We start from the raw sequence: 18,122 nt of genomic DNA on the forward strand, positions 1-18,122 counted from the left end.
GGAATGCCCTCCGCGCTGCGGACCCGGGTGGGCTGGGCGGCGCCCAGGGTCACGTCCCCCTCCCGGTCCTCGTCGGTGGGGCGCTCCTTGGAGGCCGGCACGCTCGTCTGGTGGGGGCGCTTCTTCACCGAGGCGAAGATGGGGCGGCAGGCGTCCACGAAGCGGCGGACCTCGTCCAGGGGCAGCGCGGGCGAGTAGTTGTCGTTCACCCCCGTCATGGGCTCCGCCATGCACATGGCGTTGAGGATGGCCTCCTCCGTGGCCTCCATCACGGCCTCGTAGAGGGGGTCCAGACGCTGATCCAGGAGGATCTTCATCTTGTAGACCATCTTCTGGGTGCGCCTGGGGATGATGTTCGCGGTGGAGAAGCCCACCACGATTTCACCGGAGCCGTGCGCCGCGTAGCTGCCCACCCGGCCAATGCCCAGGCCCACGCGCTTGCAGAGGCGGTTGATCTGATGGCTGAGCAGCGGCGCGTCCGTGGCGACCACCGCGATGATGGAGCCGTAGGACTTGCCTCGGTGGGGGGTGTTCTTGAACTTCTCCACCAGCACTTCGCCCACGGGCAGGCCGCCCACACGCAGGTTGTGCATCTTCCCGAAGTTGGACATGACGAGCACACCCAGCGTGTAGCCGCCCAGCACCTCCGGCAGCTTGCGCGACGACGTGCCGATGCCGCCCTTGAAGTCGCACGTCACCATGCCGGTGCCGCCGCCGACGTTGCCCTCCTGCACGGGGCCGGACTTCGCGTTGTTGATGGCGGCGAAGACGTGCTCCTGGCGCACGTGGCGGCCGGAGACGTCGTTGAGCCACGAGTCGTCGCACTCGCCCACCACGGGGATGATGACGTCGTGCTCGTCACCGATGCCCGGGTAGCGCTGGACCAGGTAGTTGGCCACGCCGTCGGACACGGCGCCCACGGCCATGGTGTTGGTGAGAAGGATGGGCGTTTCGATGAGGCCCCACTCCATCAGCTGCGTCATGCCGGAGACCTCGCCCGCGCCGTTGAGCACGAAGCCGCCCCCGCTCATGCGTTCCATGAAGATGTTGCCCAGGTTGGGCAGGATGGCCGTGACGCCCGTGCGCACCGGACCGTAGCCGGGCCGTAACGGCCCCGAGCCTTCGATGATGGTGGTGTGGCCCACCAGCACGCCTTCGACGTCGGTGATGGCGTTGTACTTCCCCGGCTTGAAGCGCCCCAGCGGAAGCCCCAGCTCCCGCGCCCGGACCCTTGGCCCATTCTCTTCCGGTATCCGCACCATGGCGCCGACCGTACCCGACAATCTCCGACGGTCAACCCTGCTTTCCCTACCAACTGTCGCGAAGGTTCAGCCGCGTGCGGGCGGCCTCAGCCCCTCGACGAGCAGCCGCGTCTGCACGCGGGCGAGCGCCTCCGCGGCCTCCTCGCCCTGCGGGGACTCACCGAGCTGCCGGTCCACGAACAGCGAGGCCAGCCCGTGCACGAGCGACCATGCGGTGAGCGTGAGGGGCCGCGACTCGCCGGGGCGCAGGAGGCCCGCGGCCTGTCCGGCCTCGATGCTGCTCACCAGCAGCGTGAAGGCGCCCTGCTCTCCTTCCGGCTCCGGGGGCGGTGACATGGGCCGGGTGAAGTGCGGGCCGAACATCACCCGGAAGTGCGGCGGGTGGCGCACCGCGAACAGCACGTAGGCCTCACCCGCCGCGTACAGCCGCTCCAGAGGGCCGGTGTGCGGGGCCATGCGCTCACGCATCTCGCGCGCCATGGCGCGGAAGCCCTCGTGCGCCACCGCCTCCAGCAGCGCCTCCTTGTCCGCGAAGTGCCGGTATGGCGCCGCGTGGGTGACGCCCGCCCGCCGGGCCACCTCTCGCAGGGACAGCGCGCCGAAGCCCTCCTCGGCGATGAGCGCCACCGCCGCGTCTACCAGCGCCTGGCGCAGGTCTCCGTGGTGGTAGCGGCCCTTGTCCTCGGGTGCCTCCGCCGCCTGCTTCCGCTTGCCCTTCGTCGCCACCGTCCGTGCCTCCTGACGCGCCCACTGTCGCCTGCGCGACTTGACCATCCACCGCGCGAAGTTACCAGCGTCAACATCCATGTTGACGGCGGCAACATGCGATGTTTACAGTGTCTACAAGATGGACGGCGCGGAGTTCTCTCGCGCCCTACGTTGCACTGGAAAGGGAGCCGTCATGACGACCGCGATGAAGCAGACGATGTCCTCCTCCGCGCCGGGCTGGCTGCGGGCGTTCCGCACGCTCCCCCGCCAGCACGGCTTCGAACCGCTTCGCGTGGAGGGCCAGGTGCCGGAGGGGCTGCGGGGCTCGCTGTACCGGGTGGGGCCGTGGACGTTCGACGTGCATGGCCGGCCCTACCAGCACTGGTTCGACGGGGACGGCGGGATGCTGGGCGTGCGCTTCGGGGCGGACGGGGTGACGGGGGCGTCGCGGCTGCTGGACACGCCCACCATGGTGGCGGAGCGCAAGGCTTCCTCACAGCGCTACGGCGCGTACGGCACGCCCACGCCGTTGCTCCACAAGCTGCGCGACGTGCGCAAGAACTCCGCGAACACGTCGGTGATGGCATGGAACGGCAAGCTGTACGCGCTCTTCGAGGGCAGCGTGCCGGTGGAGGTGTCGCCGGAGGACCTGTCCACGCTGGGCGAGACGGACTTCGACGGCACGGTGGTGGAGACGTTCTCCGCGCACCCGCACCGTGTGCCGTCACGCAAGGCGTCCTACAACTTCGGCATCCGCTACGGCCGGGAGACGCTGGCGGACCTCTACGCGCTGCCGGACGGCGGCAAGGCCCAGCGGCTGGGCACGGTGAAGCTGCCGGGCGCGACGATGGTGCACGACTTCATCGCCACGGACCGCTACCTCGTCTTCTTCCTGTCACCGCTGCGCTTGAACCTCTTCCGCGCGCTGCTGCGGGTGGGTTCGTACTCGGAGAACCTGCGGTGGCGGCCGGAGGCGGGCGCGGACGTGCTGGTGGTGCCCATCGACGACGTGGCGCACCCGGTGCGCATCACCACGGACGCCTTCTACCTGTGGCACTTCGGCAACGCGTACGAAGAGGGCGACACGCTGGTGGTGGACTACGTGCGCTACCCCGACTTCACGACGAACCAGTGGCTGGGTGAGCTGGTGCGAGGCACCACGTCCCTGGACGCGAAGGGCATGCTGCACCGGGCGGTGGTGGACCTGAAGGCACGCACCTTCCGCACCGAACAGCGCGCGGACATCAGCTGCGAGTTCCCCCGCGTGGCCCCCGGCGTCGTGGGCCGCTCGCACGAGACGCTCTACCTGGGCGTGCACCTCAGCGATGAAGCCCGGCGCGGCCTCTTCGACGGCGTGGCGCGCGTGGACATGACCACGGGGCGCATGACGAAGGTCTCCCTGGGCGAGGGCACCTACCCCTCCGAGCCCGTGTTCGTCCCCCGCCCCGGCGGAAGCGCCGAGGACGACGGCTGGGTGCTGACGCAGGTGTTCGACGCGAAGACGGACACGTCCCACGTCGCCGTGCTGGACGCGCGCCACCTGGAGGACGGACCCGTGGCGCGCTGCCACTTCGATCACGCCCTGCCGCCCACGTTCCACGGCGGCTTCGCGCCCGGGAAGTGACACTGCGGAGGTCAACCGGAGCGTTGGACCAGCTGGGCGAGGGAGCGCGCTCTCTCCTCGTTAGCGGGTGACCACCCGAACATCGAGAGGCCGTCGCCACCCTCGACGGTGAACACCGACGACTCAAGCACCAGCTCGCCGACCGCGGGACGCACGAGCTGCTTCCGCAACGTGCCGTGCGATTGGAGATCCCCTTCGTCCCACAGCCGGCGGAAGTCGGGGCTCGCCTCCATCAACTCGTCGATGAGCGCCGTCGCCTCGTCGGACTGGCCGGCTCGCGCGATGTCGACGCGAAACGCCGCGAGACACGTGCAACGAACCTCCTCGAGCTGGTGAATCTTGCACTCCGAACCCGGATGGAAGGCCCGGCGCAGCAGGTGCGCTCGCGCTCTGGCACCGCGCCGTAGTCGCCGAACACCGCGACTGCGGCGCGATTCCATGCGACGACCTGGAACGTCAGCGTCTTCACGAATGCGGGGATGGTCATGCTGTCGAGCGCGCTGGAGCGACGGCGTGACCGCAGCGGGCGGCGCGGGCCTCCGCGGCGGTGGACGATCCTGCGCGAGCTGGAACAACACCTCGCGATTCGTGTCATCGAACTCAGGTGCACGTGCGAGGCGTTCGAGCACATCTTCCGAGGGCATGCCGCCGCGCCCCTGTTCGAGCCACGTGTACCAGGTGACGCTCACGCCGACTCGCGCGGCGACCTCCTCACGACGCAACCCGGGCGTGCGCCGGCGTCCAGTTGCCTGGGGAACTTGAGTCCTGCTCAAACGCGACAGGGCGGGCGTACGACAACAGCTTCGAGAAGGGCTGGGCCCCAGGCATTCAACGCCGATTGAAACGCAACAGACACACAGCAATACAGTCGAAGCATCCAGGGCAAAGGCCCACAAAGAGCGTGCCCTGTCCTCTGCAGGAGGATCAGCAATAGAGCACTCCAGCGTTGCCTCTCGGGCAATTGATGCTCCACCCCGCCACTGCCCCAGTCAATTGGAGGCCACGCAGATCCGAGTCACAAACACCCCACCCAAAGCCTATACCCACCCACTTGACACACCCTTCCCCTACGACATGCTCCATATATGACAGCCACATGCCAGACACTCTCCGTCGACGACGTCATTCTAATACACGATAAAGTCTCACAAGACGCCATTGGCGCAGGAGGACCGATCGCCAGAATGGGAGGAATTGGCGTTAGCCACGGAGTCAAGGACAGAGGACTCCTCGAGTCAGCTGTCGCTCGCCAGTTCATGGGGAGTCATTCCACACTCCTATATCCTGGACCGATAGAAAACGCCGCAACATTGATGTATGGAATATCTAAAAACCATCCATTTCACGATGGAAACAAACGCACTGCGGTCGTAGCACTGCTAAATCATTTGGACAGAAACAGACTCGCCCTCATGGATATTCGATGGCTCGAAATTGAAAAAATGGTTCTTGACCTTGTCGTTGGAGAACTTCCCCTTTACCCAAAGCTTAGACACGTCCTCAAACGCAGCGCAGACAAGGCCGAACGGGATGTGCGCGCCCTTACTGAGTGGATCCGACAGAACTCGCGTCAAGTACAACGCGGTGAGCGCGTCATGACCTTTGACGAGCTAGAGCAAATCCTAAAGAAGCACGGCTATGAGCTTTCCGACCCGAATGGGAATTACATCCAAATATACAAAACAAGTCAGACACATAAACCAAGCAAATGGCTTGGAGGCCCCCGCGCCAAAAGACAACATGTAGGAACAATGGGATACCCCGGAGGAAAGCGCGAAATCGGCGTGTCTGAAATCAAGAAGGCCCGTCGAATCTGTCGATTGACTGAGGAGGACGGCGTCGATTCCGCTGCATTCTACGATGAGGCATTAGTTGTGGACGGCATCATAAACAAGTATCGAAAATTACTGCGTAGTCTTGCAAACAAATAATACCTACCTATACGTGCTGCAATAACGAGAATTCGCCAAGACACCACTCCGACGCGCTGTGGCAGGCGTACCACGACAACTTCGAGAAGGGCTGGGCCCAGGCCCTCAACGACGGCTGAAATGAAACGGGGACGGCGCCTTTCGAGCACCGTCCCCTTCCCTGCCCCGCTTCAGCGGACGCTCAGGACTTGAGCTCCGGACGCGGCGGAGGCGTCGGCTCCTGCGGTGAGGCCGAGGCGGTCGCGGTGGCCCGCGCGTTCTGCTCCTCAATCCGCTGCACGACCTTGTTGAGCGGCGGCGCGTGGGCACCGGCCGGGTGCTCCGTCTGGGCCCGGCGTGCCTCGCGCTCCTTGTAGCGGCGGATGGCGGGCGCCATGATCTCACCAATCAGCGTCCGGTAGTCCATGCCGGCACCCGCCGCGATGAGCACCAGGTCGCTCCAGCCGGGCGTGAGGCCGGGCAGCGGGTTGCACTCGATGAAGTAGATGCGCCCCTTGTCATCCATGCGGAAGTCGATGCGCGCCACGTCGCGGCACCCCAGCGCCATGAACGAGTTGCGCGCCGCCGTGCGCAGCTTCTCCAGCAGCGCGGGTTCGATCTTCGCGGGCGCGTCGTAGCGGATGCGGTCCGTCCAATCCAGCTTGTGCTGGAAGCTGTAGACGGGGTTCTTCTCCGCCTTGTCCAGGAAGACGATCTCCATGGGCGGGAGCACGCGCGGACGCCGCTCGCCCAGCAGGCCCACCGTGAACTCGCGGCCGCCGATGTACTCTTCAATCAGCGCGGGCTGCTGGTACTTGCCGGCGATCTCCTTCACCACGTCGCGCAGCTCCGCCTCGGAGTAGCAGACGCTCTTGGTGACGACGCCCTTGGAGCTGCCCTCCGCCACCGGCTTCACGATGAGCGGGAAGGAGGTGAACTCCTTGTTGAGGCGCTCCTTGCCCGTGACCATCAGCTGGAAGTTGGGCGTGAGGATGCCCGCCTGACGGACGATCTTCTTCGCCAGCGCCTTGTCCAGCGCGAGCGACAGCGTCGCCGGATCCGAGCCCGTGTACGGGATGTCCAGGAGCTCCAGCATCGCCGGCACCTGGCTCTCGCGGTTGCGGCCCTTGAAGCCCTCCGCGATGTTGAAGACGATGTCCAACGGCGTGCTGGAGAGCACCGTGGGCAGCTCCGCCGTGGCCTCCAGGTCGATGACCTCGTGGCCCCAGGAGGCAATCGCCTCACGGATGGCCTGGAGGGTGTTGGGCGAGTCGTACTCCGCCTCGCTGTCCTCCTGCACCGTCTCCGCCGTGGCGCTGGGCTTCACGCGCTTCACGTTGAAGCTGAAGCCCACGCGCAGCGGCCCGGACTTGCGCGCGGGCCTGCCCTGGCGGCTCTTGTTGTCGCGGATCTTGTGACGCTTGCCCGCGCTCTGGATGATGGAGTTGATGACCCCGTCCAGGTGCAGCCCTTCCAGCTCCGCCGCGGCGTAGATGCCCGCGCCCGGCTCCAGGCTGGGCAGCGCGTTGATCTCCAGGAAGTACGGCACGCCCGCGTCGGACACGCGGAAGTCCAGCCGGCCCAGGTCGCGGCAGTCCAGCACCTGGAGGATCTTCTGCGCCATGGTGCGGACGTCCTCGGACATCTTCGCCGGGATGTTCGCGGGCGCGCGCACGGACACGGACTTCTCCCGGCGCGTCTTCAGCTCGTAGTCGTAGATGGCGTACTTGCGGCCCTGGGACGCCTCCGGGTCGATGACGTACTCCACCGGCGCGAGCACGCCGTCGTAGTCGTTGTCCACCGCGGCCAGGAACGGCACCGTGAGGTCGCGCCCGCTGATGTACTCCTCCACCAGCACGCCCGCCGGGTACTTCTCCAGCGCCTTCGCCACCTTCTCGCGCACCTGCTCCAGCGTCTCCGCGACGGAGTCCTGGGTGATGCCCTTGGAGGAGCCCTCGAAGTTGGGCTTCACGATGACGGGGAAGCGCAGGTTCTCCGGCTGAAGCTCGCTGAGCTTCTCCACGTACTGCCAGCCCGGCGTGCGGATGCCGTGCTTGGAGAGGATGAGCTTGGTGAGCTGCTTGTCCAACGTGAGCGCCAGCGCGTACGCGTCCGAGCCCGTGTACGCGAAGCCCAGCTCGTCGAAGAGCGCCGGGTAGAAGGCCTCACGGAAGCGGCCGCGGCGGCCCTCCGCCGTGTTGAAGATGAGGTCCGGGCTGTACGCCTCCAGGCGGGCGACGGTGCGCGACGCGGGGCCGCTCACCTCGAAGCGCTCCAGGCGGTGGCCCAGCCGCTCGATGGCTCCCGCCAGCGTGTTCACCGTCTCCTGCGTGTCGAACTCCGCCTCTTCTTCCGAGTCCGAAAGCCGCAGGTTGTAGGTCAGCGCGATGCGCATGGCTTACCCCGTCTCCCTTTCCTGAACGCCTTGCCGCGGCGCACTTTCGCCGCGGACATCAACCGTCCGGGAGCGCGCGTGGCGCCCACCGGCGTGCGGGCTGCAACCGTCGCGCCCGCGACAACCTTCCCGTCCACCACCTGCGTCTGCGCCCAGGTGTCCCCCAGCCGCAGGCCCAGCGGGTCGCGCAGCACGCGCCACGCCTCCACGCCGCCAATCACCACGAAGCCCGCCAGGGCGGCCACCACGCCATGCGGCGCGGGCATCATCCCCAGCAGCACCACCAGCGCGAGCGGCGCGTTGCGAAGCGTGCTGTCACGGTGCCGCGCGGCCGAGCGCGTGGGCAGGTGCATCACCTTCACGCCGCAAATGCGCTTGCCCACGCTCTGCCCCTGGAGCATCCCGTCCGCGAGCAGCAGGAACAGCAGCGCCACCACCGCGCCCGCCGCGCCGCACACCACGTACAGGCCCCAGGCCACCGCGCAGTCGATGATCCGAGCGCCCAGCCGCAGGAGCAGCGACGCCTTCGGGTACGGTGAATCCGGCCCCGCGTCCTCCTGCACCAGCCGCAGCACGCGGCCCGCGCTCCGGCCTTCCGCCATGAGACTGCGTTCGGGGGAGGTGCTCACTCCTCGGGCTCCAGCGTGAGCCCTTCTTCCGTGGGCTCCGGCTCGTCCAGCCCCGCCAGCTTCGCCAGCCGCTCGTGCGCGGACAGCGGGTGGACGAAGGGCACCACTGTCTGCGCGTGCTCCCCGGCCGCTTCCGCCGCGAGCCGGGCCGTGGGGCTGCCCGTTTCAGACATGCGCAGGAGCTTCTGCCGCGCGTCGTCCTCGTCGTGTCGCGCGGCCTCGCCCTCGCGGGTGAAGAAGATGAAGGCCATGGCCGGGCGCTTGGAGGACTCGCGCATCGCGAACTGCACGCCGTCCAGGTTCCAGCCCTTGGCCGTCCACTCGTTCAAGGTGCGCTCCAGCGCTCCCTCGTCCACCGTGGACAGCTCCACCACTTTGTACTGCAACGGCCCCGGCTCACGGATGACGGGAGCGCGGCCCTTCCCGGGGCGCTGGCCCGATCTGGAGCGCGGCGACTGGCTCTTACGGGCCTTGGACGTCGCGCCACGTCTGGGCGGAGGCTTCTCGGTTCTGCGTCCGGGCCGCTTCTTCTGGGTGGGCATCGTTGTGGGGAGCATTTGGGCGCAAGCGGCGGAAGCGATCAAGCCTTCCGCCGAACACGCGCGCCCGGGTGTCGCCTACAGGAGCTTGGCCGCTTCCAGGGCGTGGTAGGTGATGACCAGGTCGGCGCCCGCGCGCTTGATGGATGTGAGGACCTCCAACATCACGCGCTCGTAGTCCACCCAGCCGTTCTGCCCGGCGGCCTTGAGCATCGCGTACTCGCCGGAGACGTTGTACGCGGCGAGCGGCAGGTCGAAGTTCTCCCGCAGCGCGCGGATGACGTCCAGGTACGACAGCGCCGGCTTCACCATGATGAAGTCCGCGCCTTCGTCCACGTCCAGCGCCGTCTCGCGGATGGCCTCGCGCACGTTGCCGGGGTCCATCTGGTAGCCGCGGCGGTCGCCGAACTGCGGCGTGCTCTGCGCGGCTTCACGGAACGGGCCGTAGAAGCCGGAGGCGTACTTCGCCGAGTACGCCATGATGGGCGTGTCCTGGTGCTTCACCTCATCCAGCGCCTTGCGGATGGCGCCGATGCGGCCGTCCATCATGTCCGACGGCGCGATGATGTCCGCGCCCGCCTGCGCGCAGGTGACGGCCATCTGGGCCAGGAGCGGCAGCGTGGCGTCGTTGGCCACGTGGTTGCCGTCCAGCACGCCGCAGTGGCCGTGGTCGGTGTACTCGCACAGGCACACGTCCGCGATGACCTGGAGGTCCGGCTCCGCGGCCTTGATCTCCCGGATGGCGCGCTGGACGATGCCGTCCGTCGCGTACGCCTGGGTGCCGCGCGCGTCCTTGTGGTCCGGGATGCCGAAGAGGATGACGGACGGCACGCCCAGCGACTTCGCGAGCTTCGCCTCCTTCACCGCGTGCTCCAGTGAGAAGTTGAAGACGCCCGGCATGGAGGAGATGGGACGGCGCACGTCCCGGCCCTCCACGACGAACAGCGGATAGATGAAGTCCGTGGGCGAGAGGCGCGTCTCTCTCACCATGTCACGGAGCGCCGCCGAGCGGCGCAGCCTGCGGGGACGGTGGACGGGGTGGGCCATGGGTCGCCGGTATAAACCGCCGGGCCCCGCGCTTCACCCCTTCCGCGTCCTGAATCCGCCTGCTCAGCCGGCGACGGGGCGCCAGGTCAGCTGCTGGCGGCGGGAATCGCGAGCCATGCGGTCGGCCCGCCGCCCGGCCAGGTCCGCCTCGTACAGCGCCCGGGCGTAGCGCACCCGGGCCGCCTCGGTCCCGGTGTTCAGCTCCCGCTCGGCGGCCTCCAGCTCACGGCGCGCGTCCTGAAGCTGCTGCTCGGTCCCGTTTGCCCACGTCATGCCCATGTCTCCAGTGTGGTGTGTCCGCGAGGGTTGGCGTTCATCTCCCGCGGGTCGCTGACAGGCATTGCAGGGTCTGGACCAGGGGTACCGTTGGAACCCCCAGGAGTGCAACGCCCGGGAAAGACGAGGTGTCGCGTCGCGCCACGCGCGCTCCGGGTGCGCAAGGCTTTTCCCAGCGGCGCGAACGAGGGAACGCGGAGGGAAACCCGCATGCAGGGCCGCCCGTCCCTCCCCTTGGATCCATGCGGGTGCAATCATCGCCCCGCCGGGTCGTCTACAGTCGTAACCGTGACGACTCCTCCTCCCGCCCTCGAAGTGCAGGGCCTGCGAAAAACGTATCGCCGAGCGTTCGGTCGTGGCGGCCATGAAGCCCTCCGGGGCATGGACCTCCACGTCCCGGCGGGCAGCGCGTTCGGGCTGATTGGCCCCAACGGCGCCGGCAAGACGACCTTCATCAAGAGCGTGCTCGGCATCGTGCGGCCCACCGCGGGCACGGTGCGCGTGCTGGGCGGGTCGCCGGAGGATCCCGCCATCCGCGCGCGCATCGGATACCTGCCGGAGCGGCTGCACCTGCCCGGCACGTGGAAGTCGCCCGCGTTCCTGGCCACCGTGGCGCGGCTCAAGGGATTGAAGCCGGATGCGAACGCGCACGCGCGGCTCCTGGAGCGCGTGGGACTTTCGGACGCAATGGACCGGCGCATCGGCGGCTACTCCAAGGGCATGCGGCAGCGGCTGGGGCTGGCGGCGGCGCTGTTGGGAGACCCGGCGCTGCTCGTGCTGGATGAGCCCACGGACGGCATCGACCCCATGGGCCGGCTGGAGGTGCGCCGCATCCTCCAGGAGGAGGTCCAGAAGGGCGTGACGCTGTTCCTCAACTCGCACCTGCTGGCGGAGACGGAGCGCGTGTGCGACCGCGTGGCAATCCTCGCGGACGGGCGCGTGCTGCGCGAAGGGCGGCTGGAGGAGCTGACGAAGGCCGGGGCCCGCTGGCGCGTGCGCTTCGCGCCCGGCGCGGACCGGGCTGCGCTGGAGGCGGCGGGCTTCATGGCCGTGGCGGACCCAGCGCGGGGTGGAAGGACTGGCGCGGCGGCAGGCGGTGACGCGCGGGCGGACGTAGCGTCCGCGAGCGGTGGCCGGGAGGACGGTGTGTATTCGGTGGACGCGGCGGACGTGGCGGTGCTCAACGCGGCGCTGGACCGGGCGCGGGCCTCGGGTGCGATGCTGATGGAACTCAAGCGCGAGGGCGCGGACCTGGAGGCGGTGCTCGTGGGCGCTGTCGGTGGGCCGGGGGTGGCGGCGTGAAGAGCCCTGTCTTCGTCATCGCCGGCTACGTGCTGCGCGAGGCGGCGTCGCGCAAGTTCATCATGGCCTTCATGGTGGGGCTCACGCTGGTGCTGGCCACCGTGGCGCTCAGCCTCAAGCTGGAGGTCGTGGACGGAGCGCTCGCGGCGACGCGCCTGTTCGGCGAGGTGATGCGCTCCAACATCATGTCCGTGGACGTGGCGCTCCGGCCCATGTACCGCGCGGCGGCGTACCTGGTGTTCTACGGCGGCATCCTCTTCGGCATCGTCGCGTGCTCGGACTTCGCGCCGGGGCTGTTGTCGCCCGGCCGCATCGAGCACCTGCTCGCCCTCCCCTTGCAGCGCTGGCACCTGCTCGCCGGCACGTTCCTGGGGGTGATGACGCTGGCCCTGGGCGGCACGGTGTACGCCGCGGGCGGGCTGACGCTCATCTTCGGGGTGAAGACGGGGTACTGGACGGTGGGGCCGCTCATCGCCGGGGGCTTGGCGTGCGTGGGGTTCGCGGCGGTGTACGCGGTGATGCTCACCACGGCGACGCTGGTGCGCAGCGCGGCGCTGTGCTCGGCGGCGGGCTTCGTGCTGCTGGTGGGCGGCATCCTCGCGGGCTTCCGCGCGGACGTGTCGCGCTACCTGGAGTCGGGCTTCGGCCGCACGGCGTTCGACGCGGTGACGCTGGTGCTGCCCCGGCTGTCCGCGCTGGCATCGCGCGCGGCGGACCTGGCCAGCTCCACGCCGCTGGAGAAGGGTTCTCTGGGCATGCTGCTGGGTGGCGTGCTGGTGTTCGGACTGGGGGCCCTCTCCGTGGGCTTCTGGCACTTCGAAGGAAAGGACTGCTGAACCATGGATTCGCGCGGGCGCAGGAGGGTGTGGCTGGTGGGGGCGCTGCTGTTGTTCGCCGGAGGCGCGGTCCTGATGTTCACGGGCCAGGGCGACAAGCCGGCCGCCGAAGCTCCGGACGTGGACTTCCCCCGGCGCATGCGGGGCACGGACCTGGAGCGCGCGGAGAAGCGGCGCACGTGGGTGATGCCCGCGGTGGTGGACGCGGGCGTGGCCGCGCCGGCGAAGCCGAGGGATCCGCTGCTCGCGGCGCTGCCCCGCGGACCGGGCCGCACGGCGGTGGTCATCGAGGCGAACGCGCTCCGCTACTCGCCCGTGGGCGAGCTGCTCATGGACTGCCTCTTGCGCGACGGCGGCAAGAACCTGGAGCAGTTCAAGGCGCTGAGCGGCGTGGATCCGCTCCAGGACCTGGACCGGCTGGTCGTCACCGACGAGGGCGTCATCCTCTCCGGCGACTTCAGCAAGGCGAAGTACCAGGAGCTGCTGGGCGAGCGCGTGTCCTCTGACTACGGCTCAGGCGCGCGCGTGTACGAGCCGGGGGACACGACCTTCGCCCTGTCTGACGGCGGCACGCAGCGCGGGCGCATGGACACCTCGGTGGGCACCTGGAACAACCAGATGCTGGTGTTCGGCAAGTCGCCGGACTCCGTGAAGACGGTGCTCGACCGCATGGACGGGCGCGGCCAGGAGGAAGGGCCGCCGCTGCTGGATGAGAACAGCACCTACGGTGAAATGTACGGCGTGCTGGCGGTGGAGACCCTGGCGAAGCTGCTGGGGCCGGACCAGGCGGAGCTCGCGAAGCGGCTGACGGACGTGGCCCAGAACGTGGAGCTGCACCTGGACACCAGCGGCGACGTGGCCATGGTGGCCAACGTGACGGGCCTGGACGCGGAGAAGATGGCGGACCTGGGCAAGTCCCTGGGCGGCGCGCTGTCCATGGCGCGCATGAAGGCGCAGGCGGACGGCAAGGACGACCTGGCGCAGCTCCTGGACTTCGCGAAGGTCCGGCCGGACGGCTCGTCCTTCAAGCTGGAGCTGGCCGTGCCGCTGGCCACCCTCCAGGAGCAGCTCTCCTGGTGCCGCCAGGAGCGCCAGGCCGCTGAGAGCGCGAAGCCGGCGCCGTAGCGCTCAGGGCGCCGGGCGCGGGCTCTTCGCTTTCGCCTGGGGACGCTGCGGGCGCCAGCCCAGGACGACGCGGCCATACGGAGCGGGCCCCATGTCCAGCCCGCGGACGTTCAGGCTGTCGCGCTGGCGGTCCAGCAGCGCGTAGTCGTTGATCAGCGACAGGCCCACCGACGAGCTCAGCCACAGGTCACGGCCCAGGTGGACGTTCACGGTGGGCCCCACGCGGACCTGGGTCTCGCGCAGGTAGCTGGCGTTCAGCGCCCGGAGCTCCGGATCGAACCGGGTTCGGAGCACCTGCATGTCCAGCGCCCCCACCAACCCCAGCTCCACCGTGTCGCCCAGCTTGCGCAGCAGCGTGAGCCGGGGCAGGCCCACCTCCAGGACGTACGGGCCCCGGTTGTAGGTGAGGCTCAGCATGGGCCCCACCGGCAGCATGTCGAACGGCCACAGCGCGACCACTCCGAAGGTCACCCCGAGCCCCGGCGTGTCCTCGAACTGGTAGCTGGCCATCGCGAAGGCCACCCACGACGTGTCCAGCGCCAGGTCGAAGGAGGACCGGAAGTCCGTGCGGGTGCTGCCCATCACGCCGCCGACCACCAGCCAGCGCGGTGCCACGGGCCTGACGACCGTGAGCCCCAGCTGGATGCGGTGGAACTGCCGATCCACAGCGTCATCGCCCACGGTGGGCACATCCGCGCCCATCCACCGCGTCTCATACCCCACCGACGGCAGCAGGTACGTGCGCCCCAGGACGAGCGGCGGCAGCGGCACGCGCAGTTCCAGGGTCCGCCGCTCCTTGATGCGGGCGCCTCCCGCTTCCAGCGAGCCGCCACCCGAGAGGCCGTAGCTCAGATAGAGCCGGTCCGCCTGCGTCTGGGCCAGCACGCGGGGACCCATGAGCAGCACCAGCGCCACGACCCAGCCGCTCAAGCCAGCTGCCATCCGGGCCCGGATTCGCCATTGCACGGCGCGACGGAAGTCCACGCGCATCACACCCTGCCTTCACGAGACGGGGCGGCCGGTCCCCAGCCCCGAAGCCGGGAAGTCTACCCTGCCCCGCCATACTCAGGGTGATACGAAAGACGTGTGGGTGTGTCAGCCCACCATGGCGTTGACCTCTTCCGTGAAGGCCGCGTCCTCGTCCGCGTGGACCACGAGCGGCGGCAGCACGGTGAGGTCCGCCCGGCCGCCCTTCACCGCGTGGAGCAGCACCAGCTTCGCGGGCCGGTCCGCGCGCGGATGCACCATGCGCACCGTGCGCGGCTCCAGTTGCAGCGTGCGCAGCACGGACACCAGCTCGCTGAAGCGGGACGCCGGATACACCATGCACATCGCGCCTCGGGGCACGAGCAGGTATGCCGCCGCGCGCACCACGTCCGGCAGCTCGCAGGCAATCTCATGCCGCGCGAGCGCCTTCTCCCGGGACAGGTTGCTCTGGCCCGCGGTGCGCGCTCGGTACGGCGGATTGCACAGCACGTGGCCGAAGCTGTTCGCGGGGAACGTTTCAGCCACGTGCCGCAGGTCGCCCTGCACCAGCGTCACCGCGCCCTCGCAGCGGTTCAGGTACACGTTGCGCTCAGCCAGGAAGAACAGTCCCGGCTGCAGCTCCAGCGCGGTGATGTCCGTTCGCCCAAACCGGCGGGCCAGCACCAGCGGGATGATGCCGCACCCGGTCCCCAGGTCGAGCAGCCGCCCCCGGTGCGCCCCCGCCTCGAACACCGCGAAGTGCGCCAGCAGCACGGGGTCCAACGTGAAGCGGTAGCCCAGCCGGCGCTGGAGCACCTGCACCACGCCGCCGCAGATGGCGTCGAGCGTCTCCCCCGGCCCGGGCTCCAACCGCAGCCGCACCCGATGGGGCCAGTCCTGCGTGGTGCCGGTCAGCGCACGCACGCGGGGCCGTCAGGCTTCGGGATCCAGGAAGAGCAACCCCGCGGGCACACGCGGCTCCACGCGCAGGGTGCGCGGCGGCAGCGTGGCCTGGGCCTCCATCACCGCCCTCACCTCCCACACCGGCGGAGGGTTGAGCGCGAAGCCCGCCTGGAACGTGCCGGCCTCCACGCCCGCCACCAGCGACTCCAGGCCGTGCACCGGGAACACCTGCGGATGCCCGGACGCCTCCGGCTCCTGGATGCCCAGCACCGTGCGCAGCACCAGCGCGTTGAGCAGCGCCAGGTCCAGGCTGCGCAGCGTGGGGTTTCGAGGCGCGCCCTTCAGGTGCGCCAGGTCCAGCCCCTGACGGAAGCGCAGGATGCGGCCCCGGCCTCCCGGCAGCACCAGCAGCACGGCGTGCTGTCCGGGCACCAGCGTGGCCAGCCGCTCGCGCGCGGCGGCGAGCCCCTGCGGCGTGGTGAGCGGCGCGTCCAGCTCCGTCACACGCGCGTACGCGGCCACCAGGGTGAGGAAGGTGTCTTCCTTGAACGTCTCCACGCCCTTCAGGGCACGGTGGATGGGGCACAGTTCCAGGCCCGGCTCGGACAGCGGCACCACCGCGGCCAGCGTCTGGCCCTGCTCGCTCAGGGCCGCCAGGGGCCGCATGGGGGCCTCGTCCAGCACCGCCTGCAGGCGCTTGGACACCGGGGACGGTTCGATGCGCAGGAGCGACACCGGGCTGCCGTCGTACTGCCCCTTCCAGACGGAGATGCCGCGCTCGGCCGCTTCCGCCAACAGGGCGCGGAGGGCGCCGTGGTCATCCGCCACCAGCGTGACGGCGGGCTCCACCTCCCACGCGCGGGGCCGGTACGGGTCCTGCTCCAGCGACGGCACCGCGTCCGGCGTCAGCGCGCACAGCAGGTAGCGCACGGGAGGGCCGGAGAAGCGACCCGCCGAGCCGTGCAACTCCACCACGTAGAGGGCGGGACGTGCGTCCTTCAACAGCCCGCCCGAGTCGCGCAACCGGCGCAGCTCGGCGCTCGGGTTCGCGGCCTCCAGCAGGGGCCGCACGTGCGTGGGCAGCGGGGCCGCGTTTCCGCGAGGAGGACCGTCCCCGGGCTCCAGCGAGGAGTCCAGCGACGTCAGGAGGGCCGAGAACGGGAGGACGCGCGCCATACCGGGGAAAGGTGATGCCGCCCCTTCCCCCGCGCCATGACGCCTGCTCGCCCGTCCACCAGGCCGTCTACCACCAGACGTTCTTGTAGGGCCGGTCCTTGGCGCTGCGCAGCGCGGACCGGTCCACGCTCTCCTCCCACAGCAGGCTCACGGTGGTAATGGCGCCCGCGGAGCCCAGGAAGGACAGCACGTAGGGGGTGGACTGGTTGAAGCCGCCCAGCACCAGGCCGGAGATGAGCAACACCGCCGCGCCCACCCCGCCGCCGAAGAGGTCCGCGCGGAGGATCTGCGACGCCGTGGGGTTGTAGCGCATGGTCGCCAGGGCCAGCACGCCCGCGCCCACTCCCGGGGAGATGAGCAGCATGTCCTTCCACGTCTTGCCGGAGATGGACGTGCCGGAGAAGTGCACGATGGCGAGGAACAGCGCGCTGTACGCCGCCGCCCAGCCCGCGCCGGACGCCACCAGCAGGCCGTCCGAGAGCGGCAGCTGCCCGCCGCCGATGCCCGCCGTCAGCCACGCGCCCAGCTCCGCGCCCAGGAACGCGGACCAGGTGAGCACGCCCGGGTCCTGGGTGATGAGGTCCATGAAGCCCGCGAGGAACATGCCGCCAATGCCGGAGTTGAGGATGGTGAAGTTCGCCATGGGCGTGTCCACCCAGTTGTTGAACTGCCACCACGCGGAAGCGCCGAAGCCCAGGCCCGCGCCGATGAGGGTGCCCGCGAGCATCGACTCGCGCGAGCTGCGGTCGAAGTTGAACTCCTTGTTGAACGCCTGCGTGAAGAAGCCACCCAGCGCGCCCAGGGCCGTGTGGTGCAGCACGAAGCGCGCGCTGCCGGGACCGGACAGGAACGGCCCCCGGCGGCGCTGGCCGTCCAGGAACACGCCGTTGTCCTCCGGCGGCGGGCGGAGCCGCGAGGCGGCGGTCGCGGTCTCGTCGCGAATGGACTCCGGGCGCACCTCCCGCGTGCCTTCCGTCAACGGCGCCTGAGGCTCCGTGCGCAGGCGGTCTGGATCCGTCGGCGCGAGGGGCGCGTCGCTCGCGCGGGGAGGCCCTTCGTCCGGGTTCGCCTGCGTGGGCGGCGGATACGCGTCGATGTTCGACGGACCCGCGGGAGGCATCTGCCCGTCGGCGTCGCTGGACGGCCTCACGGGCCGCGGTTCTTCCGCCTGTGGCTCGGCCTGCGAGGACGGCGCCGGGTACATGCCCGGCGCGGGCGGAGGCGGCGGCTGAGGCGCCGGATAGACGCCCGTACCACCCGCCTGCGCGAGTGCGAGGCCCGGCAACATCAGCGCGATCGCGAGGACGGTGACAGGGAGGTTCCAGGTTCGACGGTGTGACACGCGAGGGGCTCCTTGGGTCCGGCCGTCCGGCAGAAAACCACAACCGGTGCGCGCGTGTTGGTTTTCCGCCGCGTGTCGAAGA

Annotated in this window: 16 protein-coding genes and 3 pseudogenes; 6 read left to right on the top strand and 13 right to left on the bottom strand. The window is 69.4% G+C overall.

The window, feature by feature from the left end; all coding sequences use genetic code 11:
* Positions 1–1,262, bottom strand: a 1,262-nt coding sequence (locus D7Y21_RS20740) for a P1 family peptidase (RefSeq protein ID WP_147469344.1), incomplete at its 3' end; no start/stop codon positions are given.
* A gap of 66 nt (positions 1,263–1,328) precedes the next feature.
* Positions 1,329–1,988, bottom strand: coding sequence for a TetR/AcrR family transcriptional regulator (locus D7Y21_RS20745; protein WP_121715260.1), 660 nt, complete (start codon positions 1,986–1,988; stop codon positions 1,329–1,331).
* A gap of 175 nt (positions 1,989–2,163) precedes the next feature.
* Between D7Y21_RS20745 and D7Y21_RS20750 the strand changes: the two genes are divergently transcribed.
* Positions 2,164–3,594 carry a carotenoid oxygenase family protein gene (locus D7Y21_RS20750; protein ID WP_121715262.1) on the top strand — a complete coding sequence of 477 codons (1,431 nt, stop codon included), beginning with the start codon at positions 2,164–2,166 and terminating at the stop codon, positions 3,592–3,594.
* A gap of 11 nt (positions 3,595–3,605) precedes the next feature.
* Here the strand turns inward: D7Y21_RS20750 and D7Y21_RS43670 are convergent.
* Both D7Y21_RS43670 and D7Y21_RS42865 read right to left on the bottom strand, forming a co-directional pair.
* Positions 3,606–4,225: pseudogene (locus tag D7Y21_RS43670) on the bottom strand (hypothetical protein).
* Between the two features lie 4 nt (positions 4,226–4,229).
* A pseudogene (locus D7Y21_RS42865) lies at positions 4,230–4,283 on the bottom strand (hypothetical protein); the annotation flags it as partial.
* 396 nt (positions 4,284–4,679) lie between these two features.
* On the opposite strand from D7Y21_RS42865, the pseudogene D7Y21_RS43675 reads away from it, so the two are divergent.
* Positions 4,680–4,964: pseudogene (locus D7Y21_RS43675) on the top strand (type II toxin-antitoxin system death-on-curing family toxin); the annotation flags it as partial.
* A gap of 42 nt (positions 4,965–5,006) precedes the next feature.
* Complete coding sequence (locus tag D7Y21_RS42870) at positions 5,007–5,525, top strand: hypothetical protein (RefSeq protein WP_233612217.1); 519 nt, start codon at positions 5,007–5,009, stop codon at positions 5,523–5,525.
* A gap of 181 nt (positions 5,526–5,706) precedes the next feature.
* Here the strand turns inward: D7Y21_RS42870 and D7Y21_RS20765 are convergent, their stop codons facing one another.
* The 5 genes from D7Y21_RS20765 to D7Y21_RS20785 all read right to left on the bottom strand — a co-directional run bounded on the left by D7Y21_RS20765 (position 5,707) and on the right by D7Y21_RS20785 (position 10,387).
* On the bottom strand, positions 5,707–7,899 hold the full coding sequence (locus D7Y21_RS20765; protein ID WP_121715267.1) for an ATP-grasp domain-containing protein: 2,193 nt from the start codon (positions 7,897–7,899) through the stop codon (positions 5,707–5,709).
* Complete coding sequence (locus D7Y21_RS20770; protein WP_120562978.1) at positions 7,884–8,501, bottom strand: RDD family protein; 618 nt, start codon at positions 8,499–8,501, stop codon at positions 7,884–7,886. Before D7Y21_RS20770 ends, D7Y21_RS20765 begins: the two co-directional genes overlap by 16 nt.
* 23 nt (positions 8,502–8,524) lie before the next feature.
* The gene (locus D7Y21_RS20775) at positions 8,525–8,914 is read right to left on the bottom strand and encodes a hypothetical protein (RefSeq protein WP_233591523.1); all 390 of its coding nucleotides are present in this window, start codon (positions 8,912–8,914) and stop codon (positions 8,525–8,527) included.
* 231 nt (positions 8,915–9,145) lie between these two features.
* Complete coding sequence (hemB, locus tag D7Y21_RS20780; protein WP_120562977.1) at positions 9,146–10,114, bottom strand: porphobilinogen synthase; 969 nt, start codon at positions 10,112–10,114, stop codon at positions 9,146–9,148.
* A 63-nt stretch (positions 10,115–10,177) separates the two neighbouring features.
* The gene (locus D7Y21_RS20785; protein ID WP_120563278.1) at positions 10,178–10,387 is read right to left on the bottom strand and encodes a hypothetical protein; all 210 of its coding nucleotides are present in this window, start codon (positions 10,385–10,387) and stop codon (positions 10,178–10,180) included.
* A 384-nt stretch (positions 10,388–10,771) separates the two neighbouring features.
* On the opposite strand from D7Y21_RS20785, the gene D7Y21_RS20790 reads away from it, so the two are divergent.
* The 3 genes from D7Y21_RS20790 (at position 10,772) to D7Y21_RS20800 (ending at position 13,653) form a co-directional block, all read left to right on the top strand.
* Positions 10,772–11,692 (top strand): ABC transporter ATP-binding protein, encoded by a 921-nt coding sequence (locus D7Y21_RS20790; RefSeq protein WP_233612218.1) that lies wholly within the window; start codon positions 10,772–10,774, stop codon positions 11,690–11,692.
* 62 nt (positions 11,693–11,754) lie between these two features.
* Entirely contained in the window at positions 11,755–12,528 is a 774-nt protein-coding gene (locus tag D7Y21_RS20795) for a hypothetical protein (RefSeq protein WP_233612223.1), read from the top strand.
* Between the two features lie 3 nt (positions 12,529–12,531).
* Positions 12,532–13,653 carry a hypothetical protein gene (locus D7Y21_RS20800; RefSeq protein ID WP_120562975.1) on the top strand — a complete coding sequence of 374 codons (1,122 nt, stop codon included), beginning with the start codon at positions 12,532–12,534 and terminating at the stop codon, positions 13,651–13,653.
* A 3-nt stretch (positions 13,654–13,656) separates the two neighbouring features.
* Here D7Y21_RS20800 and D7Y21_RS20805 read toward each other — a convergent pair whose 3' ends face one another.
* The 4 genes from D7Y21_RS20805 to D7Y21_RS20820 form a co-directional block, all read right to left on the bottom strand.
* Positions 13,657–14,583 carry a DUF6268 family outer membrane beta-barrel protein gene (locus D7Y21_RS20805; protein ID WP_233612219.1) on the bottom strand — a complete coding sequence of 309 codons (927 nt, stop codon included), beginning with the start codon at positions 14,581–14,583 and terminating at the stop codon, positions 13,657–13,659.
* 165 nt (positions 14,584–14,748) lie between these two features.
* Positions 14,749–15,543 carry a tRNA1(Val) (adenine(37)-N6)-methyltransferase gene (locus D7Y21_RS20810; protein WP_121715271.1) on the bottom strand — a complete coding sequence of 265 codons (795 nt, stop codon included), beginning with the start codon at positions 15,541–15,543 and terminating at the stop codon, positions 14,749–14,751.
* Between the two features lie 9 nt (positions 15,544–15,552).
* Positions 15,553–16,698, bottom strand: a complete 1,146-nt coding sequence (locus tag D7Y21_RS20815) for a DUF1015 family protein (protein ID WP_121715273.1) — start codon at positions 16,696–16,698, stop codon at positions 15,553–15,555.
* 67 nt (positions 16,699–16,765) lie between these two features.
* Positions 16,766–18,040, bottom strand: coding sequence for a hypothetical protein (locus D7Y21_RS20820; RefSeq protein ID WP_199735467.1), 1,275 nt, complete (start codon positions 18,038–18,040; stop codon positions 16,766–16,768).
* Positions 18,041–18,122 lie beyond the last annotated feature (82 nt).

Origin of the sequence: Corallococcus sp. AB045 (genome assembly GCF_003668895.1) — a bacterium.
In the GTDB taxonomy this organism is placed as follows: domain Bacteria; phylum Myxococcota; class Myxococcia; order Myxococcales; family Myxococcaceae; genus Corallococcus; species Corallococcus coralloides.